This window comes from Xanthomonas sp. BRIP62409 (assembly GCF_003992965.1).
Taxonomy (GTDB): Bacteria; Pseudomonadota; Gammaproteobacteria; order Xanthomonadales; family Xanthomonadaceae; genus Xanthomonas; species Xanthomonas euroxanthea.
The window spans coordinates 155,863-170,777 of sequence record NZ_QEZJ01000022.1; the positions used below are offsets into that span (position 1 = coordinate 155,863).

12 protein-coding genes and 1 pseudogene are annotated in these 14,915 nt (G+C 64.5%); 7 read left to right on the plus strand and 6 right to left on the minus strand.

Annotation, left to right across the window (positions count from 1 at the left end):
- The first annotated feature begins 332 nt into the window (after window positions 1-332).
- Window positions 333-2,594, plus strand: coding sequence for a methyl-accepting chemotaxis protein (locus EO170_RS13625; RefSeq protein WP_126945667.1), 2,262 nt, complete (start codon window positions 333-335; stop codon window positions 2,592-2,594).
- Window positions 2,595-2,716: 122 nt separating this feature from the next.
- Here the strand turns inward: EO170_RS13625 and EO170_RS21930 are convergent.
- The 3 genes and pseudogenes from EO170_RS21930 to EO170_RS13640 form a co-directional block, all read right to left on the minus strand.
- Window positions 2,717-3,745, minus strand: a pseudogene (locus tag EO170_RS21930) (Gfo/Idh/MocA family oxidoreductase).
- A 110-nt stretch (window positions 3,746-3,855) separates the two neighbouring features.
- Window positions 3,856-5,550, minus strand: coding sequence for an FAD-dependent monooxygenase (locus tag EO170_RS13635; protein WP_126945670.1), 1,695 nt, complete (start codon window positions 5,548-5,550; stop codon window positions 3,856-3,858).
- On the minus strand, window positions 5,547-6,053 hold the full coding sequence (locus EO170_RS13640; protein WP_104648782.1) for a helix-turn-helix domain-containing protein: 507 nt from the start codon (window positions 6,051-6,053) through the stop codon (window positions 5,547-5,549). Before EO170_RS13640 ends, EO170_RS13635 begins: the two co-directional genes overlap by 4 nt.
- Window positions 6,054-6,463: 410 nt before the next feature.
- Between EO170_RS13640 and EO170_RS13645 the strand changes: the two genes are divergently transcribed.
- The 5 genes from EO170_RS13645 (at window position 6,464) to EO170_RS13670 (ending at window position 10,873) form a co-directional block, all read left to right on the plus strand.
- A complete protein-coding gene (locus EO170_RS13645; protein WP_164740237.1) occupies window positions 6,464-7,459 on the plus strand; it encodes an acyl-CoA dehydrogenase in 996 nt (331 codons plus the stop codon).
- Complete coding sequence (locus EO170_RS13650) at window positions 7,447-8,208, plus strand: PIG-L deacetylase family protein (protein ID WP_126945675.1); 762 nt, start codon at window positions 7,447-7,449, stop codon at window positions 8,206-8,208. Before EO170_RS13645 ends, EO170_RS13650 begins: the two co-directional genes overlap by 13 nt.
- Window positions 8,205-8,801, plus strand: a complete 597-nt coding sequence (locus tag EO170_RS13655; RefSeq protein ID WP_115677043.1) for a class I SAM-dependent methyltransferase — start codon at window positions 8,205-8,207, stop codon at window positions 8,799-8,801. Before EO170_RS13650 ends, EO170_RS13655 begins: the two co-directional genes overlap by 4 nt.
- On the plus strand, window positions 8,798-9,478 hold the full coding sequence (locus tag EO170_RS13660; RefSeq protein ID WP_126945678.1) for a glycosyltransferase family A protein: 681 nt from the start codon (window positions 8,798-8,800) through the stop codon (window positions 9,476-9,478). The genes EO170_RS13655 and EO170_RS13660 overlap by 4 nt, the downstream gene beginning before the upstream one ends.
- Before the next feature lie 1,026 nt (window positions 9,479-10,504).
- Window positions 10,505-10,873 (plus strand): response regulator, encoded by a 369-nt coding sequence (locus tag EO170_RS13670; protein ID WP_104582620.1) that lies wholly within the window; start codon window positions 10,505-10,507, stop codon window positions 10,871-10,873.
- Between the two features lie 169 nt (window positions 10,874-11,042).
- Here the strand turns inward: EO170_RS13670 and EO170_RS13675 are convergent, their stop codons facing one another.
- The 3 genes from EO170_RS13675 to EO170_RS13685 all read right to left on the minus strand — a co-directional run bounded on the left by EO170_RS13675 (window position 11,043) and on the right by EO170_RS13685 (window position 13,880).
- On the minus strand, window positions 11,043-11,729 hold the full coding sequence (locus EO170_RS13675; protein WP_104648780.1) for a thermonuclease family protein: 687 nt from the start codon (window positions 11,727-11,729) through the stop codon (window positions 11,043-11,045).
- 412 nt (window positions 11,730-12,141) lie between these two features.
- A complete protein-coding gene (locus EO170_RS13680) occupies window positions 12,142-13,467 on the minus strand; it encodes a sorbosone dehydrogenase family protein (protein WP_126945681.1) in 1,326 nt (441 codons plus the stop codon).
- A complete protein-coding gene (locus tag EO170_RS13685; RefSeq protein WP_104582623.1) occupies window positions 13,464-13,880 on the minus strand; it encodes a hypothetical protein in 417 nt (138 codons plus the stop codon). Before EO170_RS13685 ends, EO170_RS13680 begins: the two co-directional genes overlap by 4 nt.
- A 267-nt stretch (window positions 13,881-14,147) precedes the next feature.
- On the opposite strand from EO170_RS13685, the gene EO170_RS13690 reads away from it, so the two are divergent.
- Entirely contained in the window at window positions 14,148-14,417 is a 270-nt protein-coding gene (locus tag EO170_RS13690) for a hypothetical protein (RefSeq protein ID WP_126945684.1), read from the plus strand.
- Window positions 14,418-14,915: the final 498 nt, after the last annotated feature.

Below are 14,915 nucleotides of genomic sequence, written 5' to 3' on the forward strand. Positions count from 1 at the left end.
CGCGCTGCAAGACCCACCAACGGTGCCCCGAACAACTCGACCCCGACGCCGGCTACGAGACGTTCGCCGTCTCCGATGCCTGGGTTGTACCCACGCGCCAGGACCGAGCGCGACGCTGCCGATGCAACAGCATCAGCAGTGTCACGTGGATCGTCGCGGCGCCGCCAGTCGGTTTTTCCCTGACCTGCGTGAACGAAAATATCAGCTAAATGCGGGCTGGAGCGGAAGGTTTAAGTTTGCCTTCGTGGCGTCGTTATCACGTTGCCGAGGCATTCACGCGAACATCACGCGGTGCCGGCCGGTGCCACCCACTGGACATCAGGACGACCCGCATGACTGCTTATTTGCAACGCTATAACGTCGGCCGCCGTCTCGGCATCGCCTTCGGTGCCCTGATCCTGCTGTCGAGCCTGCTGGTGGCAACCGGCCTGGTTACCCTGGCCAACGCAAGACAGCAATTCGATTTCATCGTGCTCGACCGCATGGCCAAGATCCAGATCGGCAACGGCATGCTGGATGCCAACTCATCGATCCTGATTGCGCTTGGCACCTATGCCATGGCCACCAGCGATGAACTCAACAACGAAGCGCTCACCACCATCAAGGCGCAGCGCCAGCGCTACAACGAGTTGCGGGCCAAGCTCGATACGCTGCCCAGCTCCGAGGAAGGTCGCAAGATTCGCACCGAGATGGACGAACGACGCGCGATCTCGGGCAAGATCAACGATCAGGTCATGGCGCTGGCCGCGCAAAACGACAATGCGCCCGCGCAGGCCTTGCTCAGCGAAAAAGCGCGCCCGGCGACGATGGCATGGCAGGACAAGATCCGCGAGCTGGTGACGCGACAGGAAGGCCAGAGCCAGCAAGCCTACGCCGACGCCGTGGCGTCGATGAATCGCGGCAAGCTGCTGATCATCTGCGGTGGCATTGCCGTGGTGGTGATCAGCAGCCTGCTCGCCTGGCTCATCACCCGCAGCCTGACCCAGCCGCTGGCACGCGCAACCCGGGCCGCAGAGGCAATTGCCAACGGCCAGTTGGACAACGACGTGGACAGTGACGCCAGGGATGAAGCCGGCCGGCTGCTGCGCGCCATGCGTGGCATGCAGACGCAGCTGCAATCCTTGCTCAGCGCGCAGAGCGACATGGCCAGGCGCCACGATGATGGCCAGACCAGTTTCCGCATCGATGCCACGGCGTTTCCTGGCGACTACGGCCGCATGGCCGGGGACACCAATACGCTGGTGGCCTCGCACCTGGCGGTGCAGGCGAACCTGGCACGCATCATGGGGCGCTATGCGATCGGCGACCTCAGCGAAAGCATGGAGCGCCTGCCCGGCGAGAAAGCCGTGCTGACGCAGACCATGGACGAGGTGAAGGCCAACCTGTCTGCGATGAACCACGAGATCAAGCAGCTGGCGCAATCTGCGGCCAATGGCGACTTCAGCGCACGTGGCGATGCCGAGCGTTTTCAATACGACTTCCATGTGATGGTCGATAGCCTCAACCAGCTCATGGCCACTGCCGACGGCAACCTGCAATCGCTGTCGTCGCTGCTGCAATCCATCGCCGCAGGCGATCTCACCGCACGGATGACCGGTGACTTCAAGGGCGTGTTCGCGCAGATGCGTGACGACGCCAACGCCACTGCCGCGCAACTGGCGGAGATTGTCGGCCGCATCCAGCACTCGGCCGTGTCGATCAATGCCGCCGCCAGCGAAATCGCCGCCGGCAATCAGGACCTGTCGCAGCGGACCGAGCAGCAGGCCGCAAACCTGGAAGAAACCGCCGCCTCGATGGAAGAGCTGACCTCCACCGTGCGCCAGAATGCCGAACACGCCCGCCAGGCCAATCAGCTGGCGATCGGTGCGGCGGGCGTGGCGTCGCAAGGCGGCGAGATCGTGAGCAAGGTCGTGGGGACCATGGCCGGTATCGAGGCCTCGTCCAGGAAGATTGCCGACATCATCTCCGTCATCGACGGCATCTCGTTCCAGACCAACATCCTGGCCCTGAATGCGGCGGTGGAAGCGGCACGTGCCGGCGAACAAGGCCGCGGCTTTGCCGTGGTGGCATCGGAAGTGCGGACGCTGGCCCAGCGCTCCACCGCGGCGGCGAAGGAGATCAAGAGCCTGATCGACGATTCGGTCGAGCGGGTCGCCGAAGGCTCGACGCTGGTGCATACGGCGGGCTCCACGATGGCCGAGATCGTGGCCAGTGTGCAGCGCGTGACCGACATCATGGGCGAGATCTCCGCGGCATCGCAGGAGCAGTCGGCCGGCATCGAACAGGTCAACACCACCGTGACGCAAATGGACGAAACCACGCAGCAGAACGCCGCGCTGGTGGAAGAAGCCACCGCGGCGGCACGCTCGATGGAAGAACAGGCCGTGCAGCTGACCCAGGCAGTGTCGGTGTTCAAGATCAGCGACGACGGCACACGCATCACGCGTCCGGCAACGCCGGTTGCGACACCGCCCCGCGTGATTGCTGGCCGCCCCGCCGTTGCTGTCAAAAACCCGCTACGCCAGGCACCTGCAGTCAACCGGCCGGTGGCCGCAGGCGCTGCGCACGATGCAAACGACTGGCAGGAGTTCTGATCGCGCACGTTGCAAGCGGCCCGGCTCGTCCGGGCCGTTTGCGTTTGGGGATCGAACCTGCGGCCAACGCGCCAGGCGATGCAATCCAGACGTGAGGATGTGCCCAGGCAAAACGCTGCCCGTCATCCCAGCTGCGCGCGCGCCGCATCCAGGGTGGTCATGATCTGGATCACTTCGTCCAGTGGATGGAGCGGCGATTCCGTGCGCCCTTCCCCGATGTAGCGCGCGGCGGCTGTCGCTTGCCACGACAGGCCTGCGTAGCCGGTGATTCCGGTGGGATCCTTCCACACCGCCGGCGTGCTGGCGTGTTCGTTGCCGACCAGGCTCAGCGAGGTCGGGTTATGGAACTCGCCGGCAAGATCGATGCGGCCTCGGCCGCCGGTGACATAGGCGCTGGAGCTGCTGCGGGCCACGATGGAACTGATCAGCGTGGATTGCGCGGTGCCGCCATGCGACAGCACCATGGTCGAAAAGGCATCCACGCCGGTGTCGGTCAGCGCGCCGGTCGTCGCGATCGTGGTCGGTGCGCCCAGAATCATCGAGGAGAGCTGCACCGCATACACGCCCAGGTCCAGCAGCGCGCCGCCGCCGAGCGCGGGATTGCGCTGTCGATGCGCGGCGTCGTCGGGGCCGCGCTGGCTCAGGTCGGCAAACACATGCCGAAGCTCGCCCAGCGCTCCATCGGCCAGCAGTTATCGCAGCACCGCGGTGTGCGGCAGGTAGCGGCTCCACATGGCTTCCATCAGGAACAGACCGCGCTGCCGCGCCTCCTGCACCAGCACGCGCGCATCGTCGGCGCGCGTGGTGATGGGCTTTTCGATCAACACATGTTTGCCCGCGCGCAGCGCCAGCAAGCCATGTTGCAGATGTTCGCTGTGCGGGGTGGCGATATAGACGATATCGACATCGCGGTCCTCGACCAGCGCCGCGTAGCTGTCATAGGCGCGCTGCATCGCCCACGTTCTTGCAAAGGCCTCGGCACGCGCACGCGTACGCGAGGCCACCGCGAATGGCTGTTGCCCGGTATGGCTGCGCAGCGCGCTCACGAATGCGGAGGCGATCGCTCCAGGTCCCAGCACACCCCATCGCAACGACGGCTCGCCGCGCTCCGGCAGGAACAGCTCGGGCTCGGGAAACACGGTTGGCGGCATGCGCTTGGCTCCTGGGTCGCAGGCACGCATCCTAGCAAAGCGGGGCCAGCGTTCCTGGTGGTGCCAGCTTGCGCGCCGGCTTCGGCCGGTTCGGACGGGACGCTGCAGGCTCAGCCTGCAACGCCCTGCACCGCCGTGACAAAGATGCGTTCGCAGTAGGCGCGCAGCAGTTCCGGCGCATCGGCACGGCCGCGGAAGGCGATGTGGCCATCCGGCCGCACCAGGATCAGCGCGCTGGTGTCTGCGATGCCGTAGGCGGCATGCGCGGCACCATCCAGGTCCGACAATGCGGTGGCATCGTCGGGCTGTGGTACGGCTGCGGCCAGGATGAGCCTGGGCCGCACCCATGGCCACGCGTCCAGCTCGGCAAGCGCCAGGCGCAGCCGTGGCATGGCATCGGGCTGCCGCCCGTCGAAGGCAAGCAGCGACCATCCCCAGCTCCAACCATCCGGGTTGTACAGATGTGCGAACAGCGTTGTCGAGCTGCCATCGGCGGCGACGATGGCCGCATCGGGTGCGCGGTCGCCGCAGTGCGGGACGCGGCGCTGAAGCAGTTCGCGCAAGCCGCCGAGATGATCGTCGTTGAGCGGGCTTTGCGGATAGGCCACCGACAACTGCTGCAGATCGTCCGAGCCCTGAATCAGCGTGCCGATGGTGGGAATGAGCTTGGCGGCGATGCCCATGGCTGCATCGGTAACCAGGCCGCGGTAGACGCTGGTGTGGAAGCCACGCGCTTGTCGCGCGTCGAGCGCACGGTGTTCGCCGCCGCGCTCCCCATCGTAGGAGTCGAGCACCACCGGCGCGGCCTTGCCTTGCAAGGTCATCGCCAGCCGCCATGCCAGGCCGATCGCATCGTGCAGGCCTGCATTCATGCCCTGCCCGCCGATCGGCAAGGTGCGATGGCCGGCGTCGCCGACCAGCAGCACGCGCCCCTTGGCGTACTGCGCTGCAGTGCCATGCTGGAAGCGGCTGTGCGTCAGCCAGATCGGATCGCTCAACGTCAGTGTCGGGTCTTCGGTCACCGCGCGCGCGATGGCCTGCATTTCCTCCAGCGTCGGGTCGCGTTCCGCGATGCCGGCGTCATCGGCCAGGAAAAACAGGCGGTGGTAGCCGCCCCAGACCGGCAAGACACCACAAAAACCCTTGGGGTAATAGAAAAACCAGAGTTGATCGAAATCGGTGGAGCGCCGCCAGCGCAGCTTGGCATCCACTTGCCGGTTCATGCGGTTGGGCAACTTTTTGGGCTCGAAATCCAGCCCGAGCTGTTTGCGTACGACACTGTCGCCGCCATCGGCGCCGATCAGGTAACGGCAGCGTAGTTGCTCGGTCGGGCCATCGACGTGATCGTCGCTGCATGTTGCCAGCGTGACGGTGACACCGTCGGCATCCTGTTCGAAGCCGGCCATCCTGCGGCCGTGCTCGACGCTGCCACCTTTCGCCGCGAGCTGCTCGGCCAGGACGGTTTCGATGACGTCCTGGCCGCTGTAGAGCACCTGCGCGTACGGGCTGGGGACATCGGCAATGTCGACCGGGTCGACGGTCTGCCCATTGAGCAAGGTGCTGACCTTGGTGATCCGATACGACTTTTCCGCCAACGCATCGCGGATGCCAATGCTGTGAAGCAACTCCTGCGGCCGCGCCCACAGATTGTTGGCGCGCGAATGCGGCCTGGCATGCACGCGTTGTTCGACGATACGGAAGTCGACGCCGTGATGGGCGAGCGCGCAGGCGGTGGTCAGGCCGATCGGGCCACCGCCGACGATGATGACGTCGGTGTCGACATCGCGGCGCACGGCAGTGTTCATGGCTTGCCCTTTCTTCGGGAAACGCGTGGTGCCTCGGCGGGCGCGGTCGGCGCAGCGAGGTCCTGCGCCATCACCTGGTTCATTTCGCCAAGCACCGCGAGCGCGGTTGCCACGCGCCTGGCTCCGATGCGATCCAGCATCCGCTGGTCGAGCGGAGCGGCGGCGGCTTCGGCGGCGTCCAGTGCAGCGCGGCCTGTGCGCGTGAGCACCACCAGCTTTGCGCGCTGGTGATGAGGGTTGGGTTGGAGCGCGACGAATCCCTGCTCCAGCAATAGATCGACAACGCGCTGCACCGCCTGCCGCGTGATGCCCATGTTGCGCGCGATATGCGCCACCGGCAGCGGCATCGGCGAATAGCCCAGGGCGCCCAGCACCTGCCACCACGCGGTTGTCAGCCCGGCCGAACGCACCAGTGCATTACCGGTCTCGACCAGGCGGCCGTTGGTTTCGAAGATCTTGATGACCAGGTTGCGGACAGCCAGTAAATCGTTTTGGGTGCTCATCCGCAGCATGCTGCTCATTTGACAGTATGTTGTCAATTATCGAATCAAGTCCGCCGCCGGTTGCTGCGGCTGTTCTGCACACGTGGCCGCTTCCTGCATCCCGAACCCGAGCGACATTGCACTGTGCTGGTGTCGAGCACGCAGGCAGGCACGTGCGTCACCGTGTCGCCCTATGGCCTGCAACGCGACTCAGATGGGCAAACACTGCACTGAACAGCGCTGCTGAGCCTGGCTGGTCATGCATACAGACGCGTCAGCGGCGCCACGTTCGGCTACGACGAAACGGTCTCCAGCGTATCGATCCGCCCGGCGAGGTGTGACGATCTGCCCGCACTTCTGCTCGCTTCGCTGGTCCAGAACCCGCCTCACGCCTCACACCCCTTGCACCGTGTGCTGCTTAGCTTGTTTGAATGAGCGCACGTATTTCATCGAACACCCTTGCCTTCACGGCGAGCACGGATTCAGCCGTCAATGACGGGCTCAAGCATTCGATTGCGGACAGGTGGCTCCGCACACATCCCACGCTGCCGCTTCCCGGACGCGGCCACACCCTGGAGCGCTGGCAGACGCTGGCCGATATCGCGGCAGAAGACCTGTGCGTGGCCAAGTTGCTGGAAGCCCATTACGACGCACAGGCCATCTGCGCCGACCTGGGCGTGGATATCATGACGCCGACACAGCGCTGGGCGGTGTGGGCGGCCGAGCCGCCGGGGTCCGATATGCGTTTTTCCGGGCAGACGCTCAGCGGTACCAAGGCGTGGTGTTCCGGCGCCGCGCAGGTGACGCATGCGCTGGTGACCACGTCCCATGCAGGCAGCAGTTGCCTGTTTGCGGTGGCACTGGATCAGCCCGGTATACAGATCGACAGCAGTGCGTGGCAGGCAGTGGGGATGCAAGGCATCGAGACGGCCAATGTCCGCTTCTCCGATACGCCGGCGCGGCAGATCGGCGCGGCCGACGCGTACCTGACCCGACCTGGCTTCTGGCATGGAGGCGCCGGCATCGCTGCGTGCTGGTTCGGCGCCACCGCCGCAGTTGCCGATGTGCTGCGCGCCTCTGCACGCCTGAGCAAGGACCCGCACGCGGCCGCGCATCTGGGCGCCATCGATGCAGGCCTGGCATCTGCCGCTGCGTTGCTGCGTCAGCTTGCCTTGCGCATCGATGCGCAGCCGCAGCAGGCACATCTGCGTGGCGTCCTGCAGGTCCGCAGCGTGGTCGAAGCAGTCGCACGCGATACGCTGGACCGGGTCGCTCGCGCATTGGGGCCAGGGCCGCTGTGCAACAACCGCGCGCATGCGCAGCGCTGCGCCGACGTGTCGGTATTCATTCGGCAACATCATGCCGAACGCGACCTGCAGGCCTTGGGCGAGCTGTGCCAGCAGGAGGCATCGCCATGGAAGATCTAGCCGGGCGGCCCATCGAAGGCGCAGGCACGCCGGAAGCGGCATGGCGCGCCGCGCCGTGTCTGAGTGCGCTGCCACGCGTCACCCTGCCGCAGCTGCTGCAGGGCAGCCAGCGCCTGGTGGTGGTCGCGCCACATCCGGACGATGAAGTGCTCGGCTGTGGCGGATTGATTGCTGCCGCGCGTGCCGCCGGCATGCCGGTGTTGATCATCGCGTTGACCGACGGCGAGCAGGCCTATCCGGATGAACCCGGTTGGCGTCCGCAGGTGCTGGGCCCGGCGCGGCGCCTGGAACTGGATGCGGCGGCGCAGCAGCTGGGCGTATTGCCGAGCGCACTGATCCACCTCGCCTTGGGCGATGGTGCGCTGGCGGCGTCCGAAGCGCGCATGGCAGAGGCCATCGGCAGTCTGATCACTGCGCAGGACACGGTGCTGGTGACCTGGGAGCGCGATGGCCATCCCGATCATGAGGCGGCGTCGCGTGCGACCCGTGCTGCGTGCAAGGCGCAATCTGCCCGGCGTCTGCAATACCCGGTCTGGGCGTGGCATTGGGCGCGTCCGGAAGACGCCGTGTTTGCCGATGGCTCTGCGGTGCGCCTGGATCTGGCGCCTGCAGTGCTGCGTGCCAAGCAGGATGCCATCGCCTGCTTTGCCACGCAGTTGGGCCATTGCACGCCGGCGGTTGCAGACCCGATTCTGCCGCCGTCGGTGCTGGAGCGCTTCGCGCGGCCATTTGAGGTCTTCATCCGATGACGGTGCTGAGCGTTGAGCACTTCGAGCAGATGTATGCCGATGAAGACCCGTTCGGCTATCGCTCGCGCTGGTACGAGCAGCGCAAGCGCGACATCCTGCTCGGTGCCCTGCCCTACGCAAGGTTCGCGCGTGGCTGGGAATTTGGATGTTCCAATGGCGAGCTGACCGCACAATTGGCACCGCGCTGCGACACGCTGCTGGCCACGGATCTGTCGCAGCAGGCGGTCGAGCTGGCGAGCGCGCGCGTGCAGGGGCTGCCTGCGGTCACGCTGCAACAGGCGGCGCATCCGTCGGACTGGCCGGAGGGTCTGTTCGACCTGATTGTCTTCAGTGAGGTGGGCTATTACCTCGAAGCTCCGGCGTTCGAAGAAACCGTCGCGCTGTTCGCCCGCTCGCTCACCGCCCGGGGCTGTCTTGTGGCGTGTCACTGGCGGCATGCCTTCGAGGGTGCGCTGCGCAGCGCCGAGCAGGTCCACGGCGCGCTGAACCATGCATTGGCAATGGACACGTTGTGCGTCTATCAGGACGCGGACTTCGTGTTGCAGGCCTGGATGTCGGGCCCATCGATTGCGCAACAGGAGCAGCTGCGATGATCGCGGTCACCATCCCGGCGCATAACGAAGCGGATCTGATCAGCGACTGCCTGCAGTCCATTCTGGTGGCAGCCGCGCATCCGCACCTGTGTGGAGAGCGCGTGGAAATCCATGTCGCGCTTGATCGCTGCACCGACGGCACCGGCGCGATCGCCCGCGCGCATGGCGCAAGAACCGTTACTACCTGCGGGGGCGTCGGCATTGCGCGTGCAGCGGCGGCCTCGGCCGCGATCGCGCGCGGGGCGCGCTGGCTTGCGTTTACCGATGCCGACACCTGCGTGCCGCCGGATTGGCTCTCGGCGCAGCTCGATTGCGCCGCCGATGTGTTCTGTGGCGTGGTGGAAGTGACCGATTGGCACGATTTCCGCCCCGAGACACGGCAAGCCTTCCTGGCCAAGGAAATTCGTCGCGACGGTCACCCGCATGTGCATGGCGCCAATCTCGGCATGAGTGTGGCCGCTTACGTGGCAGCCGGTGGCTTCTCTGCGCTGAAGTGCAGCGAAGACGTGGCGCTGGTGTCGGCATTGGAGCGTGCGGGCATGCAGATTGCCCGCCTGGTCAAGCCAGTCGTCAATACCAGCGCACGCCGTATCGCCCGCGCGACCGGCGGATTCAGCGATCATCTGGCGCGCCTGGAGATGGCCGTGCTGGCAGGCGAGCCGGTGCTGGGTAGTTGATGTCGTCGCTGAGCGCCTTACCGCGTCATGCGACAGCAAGCAGCCGAACCGCCAGCCCGTATCGATCGCTTGTTCGCATTGGATGCGATCGGGTTTGCAGGCAGCGTAGATAAACCAGTTTATCCCGCTGATCGCTAGTTCGATCGCCGCCAGCTGCCGCTCCACAAGACCCTATGTTTATCTGTATAAGCGGGCTGTGCATATACTGTTGCGGTCGCGTTCTTTTGATTCCATTGCCACCTGCAGATTATTCTCCATATCGCTTGCATATTGAAAAAATAGCGATCAAGGTGCAATTGCGTATTGACTGACTGCAACCGGCAAGGCGGCCACTGCCGCTACCGAGGTTATGATGGCCCCCACGATGTTTCGGCAAATCGGTCGTTACCGATTGACTGCACATACGTTTCCGGTGGACGGCGTTTTCTCCCCGGAGATCCTGGTGTCGTTCGATGATGGAATCACCTTGTACGGCCAACGACATGCAGTGCGATTCGACACGCAGCTTGCCGCGCACCATTACGCCAGACAATGGATGGACCGATGCACGGTGACGCCGCTGGGCATTCTCGAGAGCGTCTAGCTGTTTCCGGCATGTCTGATGTCGGCAACCAGGCAGCGTTGCTGCCGGCCAGCACGTCGTTTCAGGGTAAGGACGACACCGACCAACGGTTGAGCAACCGCCTCGCCGTGCTGCGCACGTTCGCTTGGTCAGACAACGCGCCGCGCTCGGCGGCAGCGACTGCTTGCCGCACGTGTCGCCTGAACCGCTTTGGCCATCATGCTGCCCGGAGCCGCCCCACTGCATGCGGCGTCGAAACGCGCCAGATATGCCAATGCATGCACGTTGACGTCGCTGACGCGTCCATCCAGGGCACTTCCCTGGTGGAATCCAGCAACGGCTCGACGACTCGCCCAGAGCGATGGACGGGAAAATCCTGCGCGCTGTTCAGTGTGGCCGAATCGATCACGCGTTTTTCGCGTGGGAAACGTAGTGTGGTGCATGCATTTTCGGAAAACTGCGTTATGGGCTCTCACAACGAAAAACTGATCCTGATTGTCGAGGACGATGCCGATACCCTCGAGATCGCCACCTTGTTGCTGACCGAAAGTGGCTATGCGGTTGTGACTGCCAGCGATGCCCAAGGCGCGCTGGAGCAAATCGATCATTGTCCTGCGATAGCGCTCGTGTTCACCGACCTTCAGATGCCGGGGCTCCTGGATGGATACGGCCTGATTTCGTATCTGCGTGCCGACGGCAACAATCTGCCGGCAATCCTGACATCGGGGTTAGGGCATTCTCCCAAGGGATTGCCCAGCCGGACGATGTTTTTAAGCAAGCCTTACAATCGCCGCAGCCTGGTCCAGAATATCGAGGCATTCGTCGGCCACTAGCGTGGGCGGCTGGCGAGGCAACCCTACCCTCGTCCTGATCGAGCATGCGCGGGTTTCAAGGCAGGGTCATTGCGCAGACCGGATCGATCGATTCGCGACAAGCCGGTGAAACCATCGCCGTCATCGTCAAACCCGTGCATCACGACCGGTCCCCGATCGCTGCCCGGCATCATCTTGCCGCACGTCGCCAGCCTGCATTGATCGCTTCCTGGCTGGTGCAGAAAAATCGCTCGCCCTTCGCAGGCGAGATGCTGGTCCGCTGGTAGTCGCGTTGCCCGGGCATGTGGAAGATCTTGCTGCCCTTGCTCGAGATATTGCCCTTGATGGCGCAGTGCGCAGGCAGCTGCGTCTGTGCTGCCGCCTGAGCCCGCCGTGCCGATTGGTTGCGTTTGCCGCGACGGTAGTCGGCTGGCATCTGGAAGGTGCCGGCCCAGAGGTTGCGCCGCTGTTGCTGCGCGGTGCGTTCGTCGGCGACAAACGCGGTGGCGTACTCGCGGTAGGCCACCGCCCAACCGGACTGCACCATCCAGCGGTTGACCGATTGTCCCTGCACGTAACACTCGGCAACGACCCGTCCGTAGCGATCGGTATCCTTGGGTTGGCAGCGAACCGTCCTGTCATGCAGATAGCCATCCAGGGCAGCGGCGGAACGCCGGCCGCAAGGCCACGCGCTGCCGGTATCGCTGGTGCATTGCTGCGCGCTTTCGGGGGCATCGACGCCCCACAGGCGGATACGCTTCTGCGCGAGCGTGATGGTGTCACCATCGGTGACGGTTGCCCGGCCAACCAGCTCTGCTGCGATAACGGGTGAGGCGAACAGCGCAACGACAACAACCACCGAACATCTGGACAACATCAACAACAAGCCTCGGGTGATCGGCAGAGCGTGGTCCGTCTGTTCTTGCCTGGGTGACAGCGTCTAGCCGATTGGCTCACCAGCTTCCATCGCGCTGGTGCCCGCATCGACCAAGCGACGCGGGGCGGCACTGTATGCCAACGGGAAGGCGCTGCCTATCCCTTGCTGCGGCCTGCGAGAAGGCCATGGCATGGGGCGTTCATCGAATCATGTTCAAACCGCCGCATTCAAGGCCGAGCACACGCGGTGTGCCCGAGGTAACGGACAAGGTGTCATTCCTTGTAGATGTGTATCTCTGGACGGTTGTTTCGCCATTGCCGAGAGACAGGTCATCCCTGCCCCAGTGCGCCGTTGGCGCGCGCAAGCACCACGCGCCGCCCGGTCCCTTGCGGAACCGGGCATGCAGGCAGACTTATTGCGCTGCCGGTTGTGGCGACACAGGCGCCGCATCCGGCGTCACGCGCCAGATCGTATTGGCCAGGTCGTCCGCAACGATCAATGCACCCCGCGGGTCGAGCGTCACGCCGACCGGACGGCCGCGGGTCAGACCATCGTCGCCATGGAAGCCGGAGACGAAGTCGATCGGGTTGCCCGCGGGGCGGCCATCGCGGAATGGTACGAACACCACCTTGTAGCCCACTGGCGGGTCGCGATTCCAGCTGCCGTGTTCGCCGACGAACACGCCGTCGGCAAACTGCGTCCCCATCGCGGTCGACGAGAACGCCACACCGAGTGCGGCGACATGCGAGCCCAGCGCGTAATCGGGCACGATGGCCGACGCAACCTTCTGCGGATCCTGCGGCATGACTCGCGTGTCCACATTCTTGCCCCAGTAGCTGTAGGGCCAGCCGTAGAAACCGCCTTCGCGCACCGAGGTGAGGTAGTCGGGCACCAGATTCGGACCGATCTCGTCACGCTCGTTGACCACGGCCCACAGTGAGCCGCTACCTGGCTGTATTGCCAATGCGGTGGGATTGCGCAAGCCGGTGGCATAACTCTTGTGGGCGCCGGTTGCCGGATCCACCTGCCAGACCTGGGCGCGGTCGACCTCGGCAATCATGCCGCGCTCGGTGATGTTGCTGTTGGAGCCGATAGCAACATACAGATAGCGTCCATCCGCACTGGCGGTCAGGGCCTTGGTCCAGTGGTGGTTGATGGCCGACGGCAAGTCGGTGACCTTGCTGGGCGCAGCGCTGGCCTTGGTCTGCCCCTGCTGATAGTCGAAACGTACCAGTGCGTCCTGATTTGCCACATAAAGTGCGTTGCCGATCAGTGCCAGCCCATAGGGTGCATTGAGCTTGTCGGCAAAGACGGTCTTCAGCTCATACGTGCCGTCACCATCGGCGTCGCGCAGCAAGGTCAGGCGGTTGCCGCTCTTGACCGAGGTGTTGCCCTTGGCCTTGATCGCTCCGGCAATCACGTCCTTGGGCTTAAGGTTGGGTGCACTGCCGCCGCGGCCTTCGGCAACCAGGATGTCGCCGTTGGGCAACACCAGCGTCTGGCGTGGAATGCCCAGCCCGGTGGCGATCGCAGCGATGCGGTAACCCGCAGGCACGGTGGGCTTGCGATCGCCCCAGGCGGTCGGCTCGGCGATGGTCATGTCGGGCAACAGGCCACGATCCGGTGCTGGCAGTTCGGGGCTGGCGCCATGTTGCGCGAGCTCGGGGGCCTTGCCGCAGGATGCAAGCGCGGTAGCGAGAACGGAAACCGACAGGATGGTCAGGGTATGACGCTTCATCGGGCACCTCCCACGCGCAGGCTGGACAGCCCCGACCAGGTTGCAACCAGCGCGAACGCGGTCGCGATCAACGAAAACGCCAACGCCGCCGGCATGATCGCCCAGGCGTCGCGCGCATGATGCAAGGCGTCGAAGAAGCCGACGATCCATGCGGCGCCGAGCGCGATCACATAGATCACGTTGCGGCTTCCGCGAACGAAGCCGACGATCGCACACAGGAGCGCGATCGTCGTCAACACCATCGCACCGATCAGCAGCCATGCGGCGAAATTGGCCCACTGGATCTGATGGCTGCTCCAGTACGCGTAGTCGCTCAGCAAGGTACCGAGAAACAGCGGCCACACACCGCCGAGCACGGCTGCGTGGAACGGATGGATGGCCCAGGATCGGGCGGGCATGGCAGTGGAATTCATGGCGGACTCATTGGGAGCGTTGGTGAAACGTGCCCCGATGCTGCCAGCTGCCACGTGATGAGCGCGGTGATGCTGGGTCTTTTCTGTGCGATGGACCGCACCGACAAAAGTCGGAAGCCTAGACCACTCATCCCGCCGAGCAACTCCTGGATCGCCGGCGCGACCGTAGGTCGTAGAACGTAGGTCATGGAACCCTATGCGTGCTCCAGGCCGCTCCCTACGCTGGGCTCCATCCACTGAAGGAGCAGGCAGAGGAAAGCAGTCGCAATGATGTTGCTGGCAACCGCGTCGACCATGGCCGGCACGGCCAGCGCGACCGACACCGCGGCCACGACGCGTACGGTCGCCGCACTGGCGCGTGAGGCCGTTACCTTCTTCGACGGCCATCGGCCCGGCGATGTCGTGCTGGTCACCCGCGGGAACGCGGTGGTATTGCGCCAGACCTACGCAATGACCGATGTCGGGAATCGGGAGGCGATGCAGCCCGATGCCGCACTACCTCGCGTGCGGCACGAGGGGAAGACACCGACGCGCTGAGCCTGACAAACGACTTCAAGGATCTGCCACCGAGAGTCGATCCGGGCACGCAATTTCGCTACAGCAATTCCAACTAAAGCGTGCTGACCCACCCGATCGAGCGCGCATCCGGCCAACCCTGTGCCGCCTACATGCAGTATCGGCAGCAGGCTTTTAGGATGGTTTGAAGTCCGATGCGGGTCTGCAGTGATGAGCACCGCTCATAGGACCATGCAAGCTGGATGGATGGCGCGGCGTTGCATCTGCCTCATGCTGGCTGCCGGCATCCATGGCAAGGCAACAGCGATAAAAAAGCGCAACCGTGATGCGTTCGATTCGGCGTGATGTGTGCATCGCCAAGGCGCTCTCTACGCCGAACGGTTTGGCGTCGGATGCTTGGATTCGCGCTGCCTTGCCCCTAGATCGGTGGAGGGATGCGATGCCATGTGCGAGCGCGCTGCGTCGCTCTCTCCTGTCCACGGCTGCGCTGGTGTGGAGCGCAGCTGCCTTAGTTCTCTG

Excerpts from the sequence above, each read along its gene's own strand:
- EO170_RS13685 (WP_104582623.1), bottom strand. The coding sequence starts at position 13,880 with ATGAATTCCACTGCCATGCCCGCCCGATCCTGGGCCATCCATCCGTTC.
- EO170_RS13650 (WP_126945675.1), top strand. The coding sequence starts at position 7,447 with ATGGAAGATCTAGCCGGGCGGCCCATCGAAGGCGCAGGCACGCCGGAA.
- EO170_RS13670 (WP_104582620.1), top strand. The coding sequence starts at position 10,505 with ATGGGCTCTCACAACGAAAAACTGATCCTGATTGTCGAGGACGATGCC.
- EO170_RS13640 (WP_104648782.1), bottom strand. The coding sequence starts at position 6,053 with ATGAGCACCCAAAACGATTTACTGGCTGTCCGCAACCTGGTCATCAAG.
- EO170_RS13680 (WP_126945681.1), bottom strand. The coding sequence starts at position 13,467 with ATGAAGCGTCATACCCTGACCATCCTGTCGGTTTCCGTTCTCGCTACC.
- EO170_RS13625 (WP_126945667.1), top strand. The coding sequence starts at position 333 with ATGACTGCTTATTTGCAACGCTATAACGTCGGCCGCCGTCTCGGCATC.
- EO170_RS13645 (WP_164740237.1), top strand. The coding sequence starts at position 6,464 with ATGAGCGCACGTATTTCATCGAACACCCTTGCCTTCACGGCGAGCACG.
- EO170_RS13635 (WP_126945670.1), bottom strand. The coding sequence starts at position 5,550 with ATGAACACTGCCGTGCGCCGCGATGTCGACACCGACGTCATCATCGTC.
- EO170_RS13690 (WP_126945684.1), top strand. The coding sequence starts at position 14,148 with ATGATGTTGCTGGCAACCGCGTCGACCATGGCCGGCACGGCCAGCGCG.
- EO170_RS13660 (WP_126945678.1), top strand. The coding sequence starts at position 8,798 with ATGATCGCGGTCACCATCCCGGCGCATAACGAAGCGGATCTGATCAGC.
- EO170_RS13675 (WP_104648780.1), bottom strand. The coding sequence starts at position 11,729 with ATGTTGTCCAGATGTTCGGTGGTTGTTGTCGTTGCGCTGTTCGCCTCA.
- EO170_RS13655 (WP_115677043.1), top strand. The coding sequence starts at position 8,205 with ATGACGGTGCTGAGCGTTGAGCACTTCGAGCAGATGTATGCCGATGAA.